Annotated in this window: 15 protein-coding genes; 8 read left to right on the top strand and 7 right to left on the bottom strand. The window is 37.0% G+C overall.

Annotated elements, in window-relative coordinates:
* Positions 1-162 precede the first annotated feature (162 nt).
* Together ACNR9Q_RS01735 and ACNR9Q_RS01730 are read left to right on the top strand one after the other, a co-directional pair.
* Positions 163-2298, top strand: coding sequence for a TonB-dependent receptor (locus tag ACNR9Q_RS01735; protein ID WP_419212862.1), 2136 nt, complete (start codon positions 163-165; stop codon positions 2296-2298).
* Between the two features lie 421 nt (positions 2299-2719).
* Positions 2720-3385: a hydrolase gene (locus ACNR9Q_RS01730; protein WP_419212861.1), complete on the top strand. Its 666-nt coding sequence runs from the start codon at positions 2720-2722 to the stop codon at positions 3383-3385.
* A gap of 3 nt (positions 3386-3388) precedes the next feature.
* Here the strand turns inward: ACNR9Q_RS01730 and ACNR9Q_RS01725 are convergent, their stop codons facing one another.
* The gene (locus ACNR9Q_RS01725) at positions 3389-3826 is read right to left on the bottom strand and encodes a Rieske (2Fe-2S) protein (protein ID WP_419212860.1); all 438 of its coding nucleotides are present in this window, start codon (positions 3824-3826) and stop codon (positions 3389-3391) included.
* A 133-nt stretch (positions 3827-3959) separates the two neighbouring features.
* On the opposite strand from ACNR9Q_RS01725, the gene greA reads away from it, so the two are divergent.
* Positions 3960-4436 carry a transcription elongation factor GreA gene (gene greA / locus ACNR9Q_RS01720; protein WP_419212859.1) on the top strand — a complete coding sequence of 159 codons (477 nt, stop codon included), beginning with the start codon at positions 3960-3962 and terminating at the stop codon, positions 4434-4436.
* 74 nt (positions 4437-4510) lie between these two features.
* Positions 4511-4903, top strand: a complete 393-nt coding sequence (locus ACNR9Q_RS01715; protein ID WP_419212858.1) for an HIT family protein — start codon at positions 4511-4513, stop codon at positions 4901-4903.
* Here ACNR9Q_RS01715 and ACNR9Q_RS01710 read toward each other — a convergent pair.
* Both ACNR9Q_RS01710 and ACNR9Q_RS01705 read right to left on the bottom strand, forming a co-directional pair.
* Positions 4897-5247: a hypothetical protein gene (locus tag ACNR9Q_RS01710; protein WP_419212857.1), complete on the bottom strand. Its 351-nt coding sequence runs from the start codon at positions 5245-5247 to the stop codon at positions 4897-4899. The genes ACNR9Q_RS01715 and ACNR9Q_RS01710 overlap by 7 nt on opposite strands.
* A 2-nt stretch (positions 5248-5249) precedes the next feature.
* Complete coding sequence (locus ACNR9Q_RS01705) at positions 5250-6398, bottom strand: ATP-binding protein (protein ID WP_419212856.1); 1149 nt, start codon at positions 6396-6398, stop codon at positions 5250-5252.
* Positions 6399-6524: 126 nt separating this feature from the next.
* On the opposite strand from ACNR9Q_RS01705, the gene ACNR9Q_RS01700 reads away from it, so the two are divergent.
* Both ACNR9Q_RS01700 and aat read left to right on the top strand, forming a co-directional pair.
* Positions 6525-6902 (top strand): DUF3127 domain-containing protein, encoded by a 378-nt coding sequence (locus tag ACNR9Q_RS01700; protein WP_419212855.1) that lies wholly within the window; start codon positions 6525-6527, stop codon positions 6900-6902.
* Positions 6903-7023: 121 nt separating this feature from the next.
* The gene (gene aat / locus ACNR9Q_RS01695) at positions 7024-7680 is read left to right on the top strand and encodes a leucyl/phenylalanyl-tRNA--protein transferase (protein ID WP_419212854.1); all 657 of its coding nucleotides are present in this window, start codon (positions 7024-7026) and stop codon (positions 7678-7680) included.
* On the opposite strand, the gene ACNR9Q_RS01690 is transcribed toward aat, so the two are convergent.
* The 4 genes from ACNR9Q_RS01690 to ACNR9Q_RS01675 form a co-directional block, all read right to left on the bottom strand.
* Positions 7669-8358 carry a DUF2490 domain-containing protein gene (locus ACNR9Q_RS01690; protein WP_419212853.1) on the bottom strand — a complete coding sequence of 230 codons (690 nt, stop codon included), beginning with the start codon at positions 8356-8358 and terminating at the stop codon, positions 7669-7671. The two genes, aat and ACNR9Q_RS01690, sit on opposite strands and share 12 nt — an antisense overlap.
* A complete protein-coding gene (locus ACNR9Q_RS01685; RefSeq protein ID WP_419212852.1) occupies positions 8345-8938 on the bottom strand; it encodes a hypothetical protein in 594 nt (197 codons plus the stop codon). The genes ACNR9Q_RS01690 and ACNR9Q_RS01685 overlap by 14 nt, the downstream gene beginning before the upstream one ends.
* A gap of 11 nt (positions 8939-8949) precedes the next feature.
* Positions 8950-9513 (bottom strand): DNA-3-methyladenine glycosylase I, encoded by a 564-nt coding sequence (locus tag ACNR9Q_RS01680; protein WP_419212851.1) that lies wholly within the window; start codon positions 9511-9513, stop codon positions 8950-8952.
* 153 nt (positions 9514-9666) lie between these two features.
* Positions 9667-10053 (bottom strand): hypothetical protein, encoded by a 387-nt coding sequence (locus tag ACNR9Q_RS01675; protein WP_419212850.1) that lies wholly within the window; start codon positions 10051-10053, stop codon positions 9667-9669.
* Positions 10054-10293: 240 nt separating this feature from the next.
* Here ACNR9Q_RS01675 and ACNR9Q_RS01670 point away from each other — a divergent pair, with 240 nt between their 5' ends.
* Both ACNR9Q_RS01670 and ACNR9Q_RS01665 read left to right on the top strand, forming a co-directional pair.
* The gene (locus tag ACNR9Q_RS01670; protein WP_419212849.1) at positions 10294-10980 is read left to right on the top strand and encodes a TetR/AcrR family transcriptional regulator; all 687 of its coding nucleotides are present in this window, start codon (positions 10294-10296) and stop codon (positions 10978-10980) included.
* The gene (locus ACNR9Q_RS01665; protein WP_419212848.1) at positions 10973-12640 is read left to right on the top strand and encodes a peptidase domain-containing ABC transporter; all 1668 of its coding nucleotides are present in this window, start codon (positions 10973-10975) and stop codon (positions 12638-12640) included. Before ACNR9Q_RS01670 ends, ACNR9Q_RS01665 begins: the two co-directional genes overlap by 8 nt.
* Positions 12641-12644: the final 4 nt, after the last annotated feature.

The following is a 12644-nucleotide window of genomic DNA, read 5'->3' as shown; positions in this document are numbered from 1 at the left end:
AGCTGAGATTATACCCAAAGAACCTGGGCAGGTAATGCTGCCAAGGGAGGCAATAATAGCCATTAGGTGTTATACTGTTGCGCTAAAAAAGATTTAGAGAGCAACGAAAAATCAATTATTAACTTAGAATAATAGCCCCTTTTATTCGTAAATCTATTACGAATGAAGCTATCTATTTTTGCAATTACAACGTTTTTTGCGTTGAGTTGGGGTCTACAGGCCCAAGAACAGGAAACGGACTCTTTAGAGGGAAAAAAAGTGGTCCTCGATGAAGTATTCGTTTCTGCGGTGCGGGTTACCAAAGAATCACCGGTAACCTTTTCCAACCTTACGAAAGAGGATATCAAACCCAGAAATTTGGGTCAGGATATTCCGATTTTAATGAATTTTTTACCTTCCGTAGTGACCACATCAGATGCTGGTGCGGGTGTGGGTTATACCGGAATTCGTGTTAGGGGAAGCGATGCTACCCGCGTTAACGTGACCATCAACGGTATACCGTACAACGATGCGGAATCGCAAGGAACTTTTTGGGTGAACATGCCAGATTTTTCATCGTCCACACAGAGCTTACAATTGCAACGGGGTGTAGGTACATCAACCAATGGAGCAGGAGCCTTCGGTGCAAGTCTGAATTTGTTGACCGACGGTTTTTCAAAAAATGCTTATGGCCAGATATCTACTTCGGTAGGAAGTTTTAATACCCTTAGAAATAACCTGAAGTTTAGTACCGGACTTCTAAATGATCATATTGAGCTTTCGGGAAGGTTATCAAAAATAAATTCCGACGGCTACATCGATAGGGCGCGGTCAGATTTGGATTCCTATTTCTTGCAGGCTGCCTATAAAGATGATAATACGTTGATAAAAGCCTTGCTTTTTGGAGGTCATGAAATTACATACCAAGCCTGGAACGGGGTCGATGCCCAAACCTTAAAAGATGATAGAACCTTTAATTCATCGGGTATTTACACCGATGAGAATGGGAACATACAGTTCTACAATAATGAGGTGGATAATTATAAGCAAGACCATGCACAATTGTTGTGGAACGAACAACTATCTGAATTTTGGAGTACCAATATTGCATTACACTACACTAGAGGTAGGGGGTTCTTTGAGCAGTATAAAGAAGATGATAATTTTTCAACCTATGGTTTAGAGCCTTTAATCGTTGATGGTGCAGAAGTCAACACCACCGATCTTATTAGAAGAAGATGGTTGGACAATGATTTTTATGGAACCGTATTTTCTGCAAAATATACAAAAGAGCGGTTAAACTTGATTACGGGTGGGGGTTTCAATAAATATGAAGGAAATCATTTTGGTGAAATAATTTGGGCAAGATTCGCTAGTAATAGCGGCTATAAAGATCATTACTATGATGATACTTCTTCCAAAACCGATTTTAATCTATACACCAAGGCCAATTATCAGCTAACGGACCAATGGTCTTTGTATGGAGATTTACAGTACAGAACCGTTGGTTATAAAGCAAATGGGAAGGATACCGGTTTGGTGGACGACACCTTTAATTTTTTTAATCCAAAAGCAGGGTTGACTTATGATTTAAATCAAAAAAATAGCTTTTACTTCTCTTATGCGGTTGCCCATAGGGAGCCCAATCGAAATGATTATGAAGGAGGAAATCCAAAGCCTGAAAGACTCAATGATTTTGAATTAGGTTGGAGGTATTTGTCACAGAATGTCCAGGTGAATTCCAACATATATTATATGAATTACAAGGATCAATTGGTGCTCACGGGAGGTTTAAACGATGTAGGAGCACCTTTGCGTGAGAACGTTGGCAATAGCTATCGTTTAGGCATTGAGGTTGATGCAGCTATTAAATTAGGGGATAAATTTAAGCTCAACCCCAACATAGCGCTGAGTACAAATAAAAACGTCGATTTCTTTGTAGAAGGCGACAATGGTTTAGAGTCTTTAGGGAATACCTCTATAGCATTTTCCCCCAACATTATAGTTGGCAACAGCCTGAGCTACCTTCCAAAGGAGCATATTCAGCTTTCCTTGCTGACCAAATATGTTGGAAATCAGTTCATGAACAATATAGACTCTGATATATCGAAATTAGAGGCCTATTCTCAAACCGATTTTAATGTACAATATCAAATAAATTGTGACGGATTTCTAAAAAGTATAGTTTTTTCAGGATTATTGAATAATATTTTTAATTCTAAATTTGTATCAAATGGTGCCGATTACGGTGGAGGATATGTGTATTATTACCCTCAGGCCGGAACCAATTTCTTAGTAGGGGCAACGGTGAATTTTTAATGTTGAAGTCGGTCAAAGAATCAAATTTTTGACCGACTTTTAGCTTACCGGCAAAATTGGATATTCTTGAGATCTATAAATGTACTGGCCGTATTACCTTATTATTCCTATGACCTCTTTTTGTATAAAGGCTTAACCCTTATTTATTTCATGTTTTAGTTTGTTGGTTTTTAATAAGTGGGAAAAGGTCTGGTTTCAATTTCTATAGTTGGCACTAAGAAAGAAAATGAATTGCCATATAATATTAAGGATACATTTTTAAAAACTTGATTGTTGTAACTAAAACTTATCAATGTGTTTTTAAGTAATCTCTTTCCATTTTTTGACTAAAATGTTCAATCTTAAAAATGGTTAAATATTGGTCTAAGAAAATTTCGTGCCAAAGAAAAATCTATTTTTAGTTACTAAATGAGAAGTAAATATGGCCGGGAATATTCCAGTTTTTGGTAGTAGGTTAAGGAATAATATAGTTTCTGTACCTGAAATTATCTCTAAATGTTCGGGAATTAAGGTTTTTGGGCAGGCTATAAAATCTTTTCTTTTCAGCACAGATGTTGCCATTATTCGAAACACGAATGCAAATGCCATAATAGCTGTTTATCCTTTTACACCGCAACCGGTCATTTCAAACGCTTTGATATTGGCGGCGGACAAGCCCATTTTTTGCGGAGTAGGCGGAGGCCTGACGACAGGTGTACGGTCGTTGGAATTGGCCATCCATGCAGAATTTCAAGGGGCTTTAGGCGTGGTGTTGAACAAGCCCACTCCTAATAGCCTTATTCAACTTTTAAAGGAAAAAATCGATATCCCTGTCACCATTACCGTAGTTTCAGAAAACGATGACATTAGGGGAAGATTAAAAGCTGGAGTTGATATTTTTAATGTTTCAGGTGCTGGAAAAACGGCAGAAATTATAAAAAGGATAAGGGATATTGATGCCGATGTTGCTATTATTGCGACAGGCGGTAAGACCGATGAAACCATTTTTAGCGCCATAGAAGCCGGTGCTAATGCAATTTCCTATACGCCCCCTAGTACGGGTGAACTTTTTAAAGAAATAATGGAAAAATATAGGTCTGAAGAATAAGGATTAATTAGAAATAATTACTGAATTACCACTAAATGTGGTATTATATTCTAGCATATCATAATAGCGATTGTCATCTTCAGGTCTGTTTAACATCTGGCCGGTAAATAAGCTGTACTCATAATCCTCACACGAACAGGTAGCGACTTGTCCATCTAAACTCATGGTAGAGCAGTTGTTTGGAGCATGGTTGGGACAGCTGGCCTCAAAGGCCCTAAATTGGTTAAAACCAGTGTTGATTACAAAAACCCCTCTAGTACCCACACTTTCATTTGGAATGAATACCACGCTGCCCGTATTGGTTAAAGGACTATAACTAGGCAGGTTTAAATTAGCATCAAAGCGAAAATTGATTTCCTGTAAATAGGGGTTTCTATTCGTACGATCACTACTGCATGAACTACCAATGATTAAAAATAAAAGGCAAAATAAACGTTTCATGCTTTAATTTTGTTTTGAGGATACATGGGCAAAATTGCGCAAAAATTATGTATATTTGTGTTAAATCCTCTCTTAAAAAGCCTTAGTAAAAGGCAATTGCAGAGGATTTCTCTATTTATAAAACGAGGATATTATGAGTAACGTATCTTATTATACTGCAGAAGGCTTAAAAAAACTTAAAGCAGAACTTAACCATTTAAGGGACGTAGAGCGGCCAAAGGCTTCACAGGCAATTGCCGAAGCTAGGGACAAAGGAGATCTTTCAGAGAATGCCGAATATGATGCGGCAAAAGAAGCACAGGGTCTTCTTGAAATGAAGATTTCAAAACTAGAGGCAACGGTAGCCAACGCACGCTTGATCGATGAATCTCAACTGGATACTTCTAAAGTACTGGTATTATCTACTGTGAAATTGAAAAATCAAAATAATGGTACGGAGATGACCTACAAATTGGTAGCCGAAAGCGAGGCCGATTTAAAATCAGGTAAAATATCGGTTAATTCGCCTATTGGAAAAGGGCTATTAGGGAAAAAAGTTGGTGATACTGCAGAAATCACGGTACCAAATGGCACCCTGAAATTTGAAATTCTTGAAATCACCAGAGCTTAATTTTGATAAAAACGTATACTTAATCCTATCCTTATTTTAAAAGTAGGATTTTTTTTAATCTTAAAACCAACGAGATGGCTACAATTTTCACCAAAATCATTAATGGCGAAATACCTTGTTACAAGGTGGCTGAAGATAAAAATTTTCTTGCTTTTTTAGACATAAACCCGAATGCTAAAGGGCACACCTTGTGTATTCCTAAAAAGGAAGTGAATAAAATTTTAGACTTGGACGAGGAAACCTACGTGGGTTTAATGAAATTTTCTAGAAAGGTTGGAAAAGCATTGGAAAGAGCGGTCGATTGTAAACGTATCGGCCTCACTGTTATAGGTTTGGAGGTGCCTCATGTACATGTGCATTTAATTCCCTTGAACGAAATGAAAGAAGCTACTTTTCAGCAAAAAGTAGAATTGAGCGAGGAAGAGTTCAATGAGATTGCCGAGGCGATAAGGGCTGAAATTCAATAGGTTCTAGCCATTACTAAATAAACTACCCCTGCCACCACCGCAGTGGATACCAACATTAATATATAAAATAGAAACGTGGGCCTAGATGATTTATCGGCAGGTACCGCCGTTTTTTGGTAATAGGAAAACATTCGTTCAATATCTTCGGTCCAGCTTACGGGATAAATTGTGGTATGGCAGGTATTACAAACCAGTTTATGGCTTAGCTCTCCAGTGGTTTTATGAAAAAGACTACCATAGGTATGTTTCTGAAAAAAAGTCAGTTTTAAATCTTGGTTAAAACACTCCGGACAATTATTGTTCATTGTCGCTTCCTTAATCACTACGAGCTTTTCCTTTGCCATATTCAATGAATCACTTTTAAGGATATTTGCATTATAGTACCTTCTTTGCCAGATGACAGTACCTTTATCTTTCCATCATGATATTCCTCTACTATCCGTTTAACTAGAGAAAGACCCAGACCCCATCCTCTCTTTTTTGAGGTGAAACCAGGTGTAAAGATACTATTATAGTTGCTTTTTGAAATACCATGTCCCGTATCGGCTATTAAAATATTGACGTACTTACCGTCTGGCACAATTTCTATGGCTATACTTCCTTTACCGCGCATGGCATCGATACCGTTTTTAACCAAGTTCTCAATAGTCCAATTGTAGAGTGAACTGTTCAATAAAACAGGAAGCTTATCCACTTTTGACGAAAAGGAAAAATGAATCAATTTAGAACTTCTTCTTTTTAAATAGTCATAGGCATCTTGGGTCTCTTTGACGATATCACTTTCTGTTAATTTGGGTAAAGATCCAATTTTAGAGAATCGTTCCGTAATGGTCTGTAGACGATCGATATCTTTTTCAATCTCTTTCGTAATGTTCGGATTTATGGACTCTGTCTTTAAAAGCTCGTTCCATCCTAAAAGTGATGATAAGGGAGTGCCAATTTGATGTGCCGTTTCTTTGGCCATACCCGCCCATAATTTATTCTGTTCTGCTGCCTTGTTCGTTTTAAAGAGAAAATAGATGACCGCTGCAAACAGAAAAATGATGAGTAACAAGGCAATGGGATAGAATTTCAATTTGTTCAGTACTTCAGAATTCCCATAATACAAGGTTGCTAAATGCTCTCCTTGTTGGTCTATCGAAATTGGAGTGTTTTCATCCTTGAATTTTTTCAGTTGTTGCTGAATGTAAATGGAATCATTCGTTTTGTTTTCTGGAAAATTATTCACTCTAATCGATTCATCCTTATTGATGAGGATCATTGGGGTAGAGGTATTGTTCTGAAACACTTTAAGATGCAAACTCCCTAAATCTACATCTTCAGAAGACTGTAAGAATTCAGATTGTGCAGTGGCCCAAATCTCCATTTTCAAGCGCTCTTCTTCTTTGAATTTCTTAAAAAAACTATTTGTATTCAACAGGATAAGACTTACCACAACAAAGGAGCCTATTAGAAGGAAAATGTTGTAAATCTTGTTTTTAGGAATAAAATTCATCCAAAAGTGTTCTAATATTAAAGATAACCCAAAATGTAAATAATTGTTGTGTTGTTATCTGTTTAGCATGTTTTAAAACCGGGTCATTTTATGTATTTTTGACCTGTATCGTAAAAAGAGTTCAAGATGGAAATAGAAGGAAAAGTAAAATTGATCGGAGAAACCCAAACCTTTGGTAATAACGGGTTTAGAAAAAGAGAATTGGTGGTAACTACAGATGAACAATATCCGCAACATATCATGATAGAATTTGTTCAGGATAAGTGTGACATGTTAAATAGTTATAGTGTTGGACAAGATGTTAAAGTTAGTATTAACCTAAGGGGCAGGGAGTGGACCAACCCACAAGGAGAGGTAAAATATTTTAACTCCATCCAAGGTTGGCGCATAGAAAATCTTTCTAAATCACAACCTGCTGCAGGTATGCCACCAGTTCCGCCAATGGAAGCTTTTGAGCCCGCCGATAACTTAAATGAAGAAGATCATGATGATCTTCCATTCTAATATTATATTGATCTAAGTAGCAAAGTATTATCAAATGCTACGGTTGTTTAAAACTTGTTTGGCTTAAAAAGTTAAACAAGTTTTTTGTTTTTTGACGGATTAAGTATTTTGAAAAGAAAAAGTGATAAAGCCAAATAACGGATTATTCTTTTTAACGGATGCATTGGTGTTTCCACCAGCAGATTCTGCCAATTCCGAAGGACTTTTGGCCGTAGGGGGCGACCTTTCAACTGAGCGAATTTTACTGGCCTATCAAAAAGGTATTTTTCCTTGGTTCAATACTGATTCCCTTATTCTCTGGTGGAGTCCAGATCCAAGAATGGTGTTGTATCCGGATCAAATAAAAATCTCCAAAAGCATGCAAAAGGTACTGCGCAGCAACCAGTTTACGTTAACCAAAAATACCTGTTTTAAAGAGGTGTTAGACAATTGTTCTTCAGTAGAAAGAGTTGGTCAGGATGGCACTTGGATAACGGCCGATATGAAAAAAGCGTATTTAGAACTTCACGAAAAAGGGTATGCCAAGTCATATGAAGTTTGGGAAAACGACAAATTGGTAGGAGGTTTGTACGGAGTAGATCTGGGCCATGTTTTTTGTGGGGAAAGTATGTTCAGTTTAACCTCGAACGCTTCGAAATTTGCCTTTATAAAACTAGCTGAAGAATTAGACAGTAAAGGGTACAGTATAATTGATTGTCAATTATACACGGATCACTTGGCAAGTTTGGGAGCTCAAGAAATAACTAGAAAAGAATTCTTGACCTATTTAAAGCGCTAGGATTAAACTGTTCAAAAAGAAGAATACTTGTTCAGTGTTTTGGGTATAGTTCTCCAAACGATATTGAATCCCTACTTGTAGTTTCATGCCTTTGGGCAAGGACCACCCTATTTGAGAGGTAATGCGTTGGTCGTACATGGGATTTAAAGATTTTCCAACACTTAATAAAGATTCGGTTGTGGCAATCAAATAAGGTTCGCCTACATCTAATTTCAATCCTTTGAGGGGAAAGTCGACTGCGAACCGATACCTGAATCGATGTATTGTACTCGATGGGGTTATACGCTGTTCGGTTCTAAATCGATTGCCTAAACGTATACTTCTTATTTTATGGGTTGTGTTGAATTGCTCTGTAAAGCGTAATTCATTTTCTTTACTTTCTTCGAAGGCTTCACGAAAGCGATATTGGACACCAAGGCCTACACTTTTGTTGAAATCTATGTTTACCTTAGAAAAGTGCGCAAGGTCGATTTGCCTTACCGATAGTTTTGTTCTTTGGTCCTTCAATAAATAGTTACGGTTTGTCACAGAGAAATTGTGTGAGTAAAAGGCCGAAACTTGGTAATTGACCGAAACATCGGGTTGCCAATAGACCGTGCTTTTATTTTGTGATTGAATGAGGAATGAATTTACCAATAGTAGTAAACAGAATAGTATAGTTCTATTAGTACAATACATGATCATAATTGGGGGGAAGTGAAGTTCTTATGTTCTTGAAATTTCCATCGGCATCGAATAGGATTTCATAATCCATATAATTCTTTTCTTTTTTCCCAGCTACGATCAGTTCATAATTGTTACTTGGCAGTATAAGGTTTTGAAATGCATTTTTGATGGTGGTTTGTAGGTTTCCGGTCTGGGCAGGATATTGCTGCTGCAACCTTTTAATTCTGTACCTACTGAAATTGTCCTGTAAATACCTTTCAATGGTAGCATAGGTGTCGTTGGGGACGTCGGCAGGGCGTATTAAAATTTCAATATCCTCCAAAACTCCATGTCTGTCGAATTCTATACTATACCAAAGTCGGTCCTTTTTTAATTTTGCCTCAAAACTAATCTTTGCACTATCCGTCTCTTTATAGAACTTTACACGTTTTGCTTCCGCAATCCTATCTTCTATGAGCGAAAGTGCCTTCTCTGGAAACTGGGATTTACGAATACGATATTCCCGTTCATATTTATTCTGTGCATTACAATATGGGCCGCATAAGCCTATGAATACAATTATAAAAAGAAGGGGTATTGTCTTCAACTTCATTATTCTAGGTGTCAAACTTGTTCGTATCTAAAACAATTGACCTCATGGTCATTGACCATACCTGTTGCTTGCATGAAAGCATAGACTATGGTGCTGCCTACGAACTTGAATCCACGTTTTTTTAAATCCTTACTTATGGTGTCCGATATGGGAGTGTTGGCAGGTGCTTGTTTATAGTTGATTACCTTGTTCCTTATGGGTTCTCCATCAACAAATGCCCAAATATAATTGCTGAAACTTCCGAATTCTTTTTGGATATCCATGAAGGCCTGTGCATTGGTTACCGTACCCCTCACCTTTAATTTATTCCGTATAATTCCTTCATTTTGTAGCAAATCCAGAATTTTGTCTTCTGTGTATGTTGCTATCTTTTTGTAATCAAAATTATCGAAAGCCTCCCTAAAATTTTCACGTCTTCGTAAAATGGTAATCCAACTTAAACCGGCTTGAAAAGTTTCCAATAGCAAAAATTCAAATAAAGAGTCATCATTTTTGACGGGTACACCCCATTCTTGATCATGATATTCTTCATAGAGGCTATCTCCTTTACACCAGCCGCATCTGTGTTTTTCCATACTAGAAAAGGTTTGCAACTACAAAGGTAATTCAATAGATTCAAGATTTAAAAAGCCAGAAAAAAAAGTCCTGAACATCTAGTTTTTTAAACTTGCCGTTCAGGACCTTTTATTTTGATAGTTACCGAAATCTAGATGTGTGAACTAGTATTTTTATTCTGACTCATAGGTGACCGCCAAAGATTTAGTGTGGTTGTTAAGTAATTTCAACTCATTGTTTTCCAACGCTTTTTCAAGGTTGGCTTTCACATATGGAAATCGGTTAAAGAATTTTTTCCCATTCAGGGGAGTTAGCTTAACGGTGGTGTCTTCAGATATTTCTTCGATCCTTACTTTCATGCCATCCAAAGCTTTGTAATTGGCAATTGCACCGCGCTTGATAATAAGATTCGGCCTTGGGAAATAGAGATGGTCAAAAGGCATGTTGGAACTTTTAGTGATAGAGAGTATATCTCCAGCTTTTAGGTTACCATAATTGTCCTGGGCAAAGGCATTGGTATTTATAAGTAAAAACGTAAAGAACATCATTAAGTACTTCATAAGTATAATTTTTATAGGTTATAAATAGTATAAATTTTGTCAAAAAAGGGGTTCAAAATATTGAATAGGTAGATTAAGGCGCATTTATCTAACAATAAACAATTTTAGAGCTTATTTTTTTGACAAAACGAAAATATATAATTCGTTAAAAACAAAAGCAATACTTTCGTTAAAAAATGTTAAACTATTAATTTATGATAGTATTACTATTATATTTGTTTTTATTGATTTTTAAGTGATATGGACGAATTGTTACAAGAGGTTAAAATTAGGGTGAACGACAAGTTGTTTGTAAAAGATCCAGAATCTTCTGAGTTAGGGAAAAACATTATCCAAGAAAGTATTCTCATGATTCATGACATGGGCTGTGAAAGTTTTACCTTTAAGAAGTTGGGAGTTAAAATTGGCTCAAATGAAAGTTCTATTTACCGCTATTTTGAGAATAAGCATAAGCTCTTACTCTATCTAACTTCATGGTATTGGAGTTGGGTTGAATATCAGTTGGTCTTTGCCACCAACAATATTGAAGATGCAAAAGATCGATTATTGAGGTCCATTGAAATCATTACCCGCGAAACACAGGAAGATTCATCATTCTCCCATATAAATGAAGTTTTATTGAACAAAATTGTCATTAACGAATACTCTAAATCGTATTTGACCAAGGAAGTGGATATAGAAAATAAGGAAGGCTATTTTTTGATCTATAAGCGACTGGCCGGTAGGCTTAGAGATATGATAAAAGCTGTAAATTCTGATTATCAGTATCCTTCAAGCTTGGCAAGCACTATATTGGAAAGTGCTTTGCATCAACATTTTTTAAAGGATCATTTTTCATCAATGACCGATTGTAATTCTAAGGTCTCACCAACCGAATACCTTACTAATCTGGTATTTAACACTTTAAATCAGAAGTTTAATGGCTAAAAATATACTCACGGCCTGGCAGCGTTTTCTCGGACTTTTAAAATTGGACAAAAGGGACATTTTCCAAGTTTTTTACTACGCCATCTTTGCCGGTCTGGTCAATTTGTCCCTCCCTTTAGGAATACAGGCCATTATTAATCTTATTCAAGGTGCACAGATCAGTACTTCTTGGATAATTTTAGTAGTACTGGTTACATTAGGGGTAGCTTTTGTTGGCATCTTACAATTAATGCAAATTCGAATTATTGAGAACGTACAGCAGAAGATATTTACAAGATCTTCGTTCGAGTTTGCCTATAGGTTTCCCAAAATTAAAATGAGCGAACTGCGTAATTATTATCCGCCAGAGTTGGCCAATAGGTTCTTTGATACTTTAACCATTCAAAAGTCCCTTTCAAAGATATTGATAGATTTCCCGGCGGCCTTGTTACAGATTATCTTCGGATTGTTATTGCTGTCATTCTATCATTCCTTTTTCATATTATACGGGTTACTGTTGCTTTTATTGATTTACGTAGTTTTTAAGTATACTGCACAAAGAGGATTGGACACAAGTCTAGACGAATCTAAAAGTAAGTATCAGGTAGCCCATTGGTTGCAAGAGGTAGCTCGTTCGATTGTAAGTTTTAAATTATCGGGAAAAACCTCACATGCCTTGGATAAAAATGATGCCCTTGTAACGGGTTATCTCGAAGCGCGGGAAAGTCACTTTAGAGTTTTGGTTTTACAGTTTATACAAATGATCGGTTTTAAGGTGTTGGTAACTGCGGGACTTTTACTTATCGGGGGGTTGCTGGTATTGAACCAAGAGATGAATATAGGGCAGTTCGTGGCCGCTGAAATCATTATTCTATTGGTCATCAGCTCTGTAGAGAAATTGATTCTTGGTCTGGAGACCTTTTATGATTTATTGACGTCGTTGGAGAAAATGGGGCAGGTGGTCGATAAGGAACTCGAGCCACAAGAGGGTGAAAGACCCTTTACGGAAGCACAAAGTTTTACGGTCGAGTTAAGTAATATAACCTATAGTGTGCCTGAGCTGAAACGGAAGATACTCAATGATCTTAATCTTAACATCACCCCGGGTTGTACCATTCTTTTAAGGGGTAAAAGTGGGTCTGGTAAAAACACATTGCTGCGCATTATTGCTGGAATTCTCGAGCCCGACAGTGGTGGCGTATTCGTAAACGGAGCTTCCTTAAAAGGAATGAACCTCAATTATTACCGTTCCCATTTGGGTCAATCTTTACCGGAAGAATCGCCCTTTGAGGGAACCATTTTGCATAACATCACTTTTGGGGATAAGAGTACCAATAATGAACAAGTATATTGGGCCTTGGACAAAGTAGGGTTGACAGAATTTGTAAAGCAACAGCCAGAAGGTTTGAACACCGTACTTTATCCAGAGGGGAAACAGATTCCATATACTGTTTCAAAGAAAATTGTATTGGCCAGAAGTATCGTTAGAAAGCCCAAATTACTCATTTTAAAGGATCCCTTAGACCAGTTCAATAAAGAGGAAGCTAGGCGTATTCTTAATTTCCTAAGCGATTCAAGTAATGGTTGGGCCTTACTGGTCGTGAGCGAAAATGAAGAATGGATCGATAAATGCTCGCGTATCATCACCATGGAAAATGGAAGAATTGTAAACGAAATATAGAGGG

The organism is Maribacter sp. X9, assembly GCF_048537565.1.
In the GTDB taxonomy this organism is placed as follows: Bacteria; Bacteroidota; Bacteroidia; order Flavobacteriales; family Flavobacteriaceae; genus Maribacter.
Note: the sequence above shows the minus strand (reverse complement) of the source record. Positions and strands in the feature narration are given on the sequence as shown.

What these genes read in the sequence shown, in the direction of transcription:
- ACNR9Q_RS01735 (WP_419212862.1), top strand. Translation starts at nt 163, where the DNA reads ATGAAGCTATCTATTTTTGCAATTACAACGTTTTTTGCGTTGAGTTGG.
- ACNR9Q_RS01730 (WP_419212861.1), top strand. Translation starts at nt 2,720, where the DNA reads ATGGCCGGGAATATTCCAGTTTTTGGTAGTAGGTTAAGGAATAATATA.
- ACNR9Q_RS01725 (WP_419212860.1), bottom strand. Translation starts at nt 3,826, where the DNA reads ATGAAACGTTTATTTTGCCTTTTATTTTTAATCATTGGTAGTTCATGC.
- greA (WP_419212859.1), top strand. Translation starts at nt 3,960, where the DNA reads ATGAGTAACGTATCTTATTATACTGCAGAAGGCTTAAAAAAACTTAAA.
- ACNR9Q_RS01715 (WP_419212858.1), top strand. Translation starts at nt 4,511, where the DNA reads ATGGCTACAATTTTCACCAAAATCATTAATGGCGAAATACCTTGTTAC.
- ACNR9Q_RS01710 (WP_419212857.1), bottom strand. Translation starts at nt 5,247, where the DNA reads ATGGCAAAGGAAAAGCTCGTAGTGATTAAGGAAGCGACAATGAACAAT.
- ACNR9Q_RS01705 (WP_419212856.1), bottom strand. Translation starts at nt 6,398, where the DNA reads ATGAATTTTATTCCTAAAAACAAGATTTACAACATTTTCCTTCTAATA.
- ACNR9Q_RS01700 (WP_419212855.1), top strand. Translation starts at nt 6,525, where the DNA reads ATGGAAATAGAAGGAAAAGTAAAATTGATCGGAGAAACCCAAACCTTT.
- ACNR9Q_RS01690 (WP_419212853.1), bottom strand. Translation starts at nt 8,358, where the DNA reads ATGTATTGTACTAATAGAACTATACTATTCTGTTTACTACTATTGGTA.
- ACNR9Q_RS01685 (WP_419212852.1), bottom strand. Translation starts at nt 8,938, where the DNA reads ATGAAGTTGAAGACAATACCCCTTCTTTTTATAATTGTATTCATAGGC.
- ACNR9Q_RS01680 (WP_419212851.1), bottom strand. Translation starts at nt 9,513, where the DNA reads ATGGAAAAACACAGATGCGGCTGGTGTAAAGGAGATAGCCTCTATGAA.
- ACNR9Q_RS01675 (WP_419212850.1), bottom strand. Translation starts at nt 10,053, where the DNA reads ATGAAGTACTTAATGATGTTCTTTACGTTTTTACTTATAAATACCAAT.
- ACNR9Q_RS01670 (WP_419212849.1), top strand. Translation starts at nt 10,294, where the DNA reads ATGGACGAATTGTTACAAGAGGTTAAAATTAGGGTGAACGACAAGTTG.
- ACNR9Q_RS01665 (WP_419212848.1), top strand. Translation starts at nt 10,973, where the DNA reads ATGGCTAAAAATATACTCACGGCCTGGCAGCGTTTTCTCGGACTTTTA.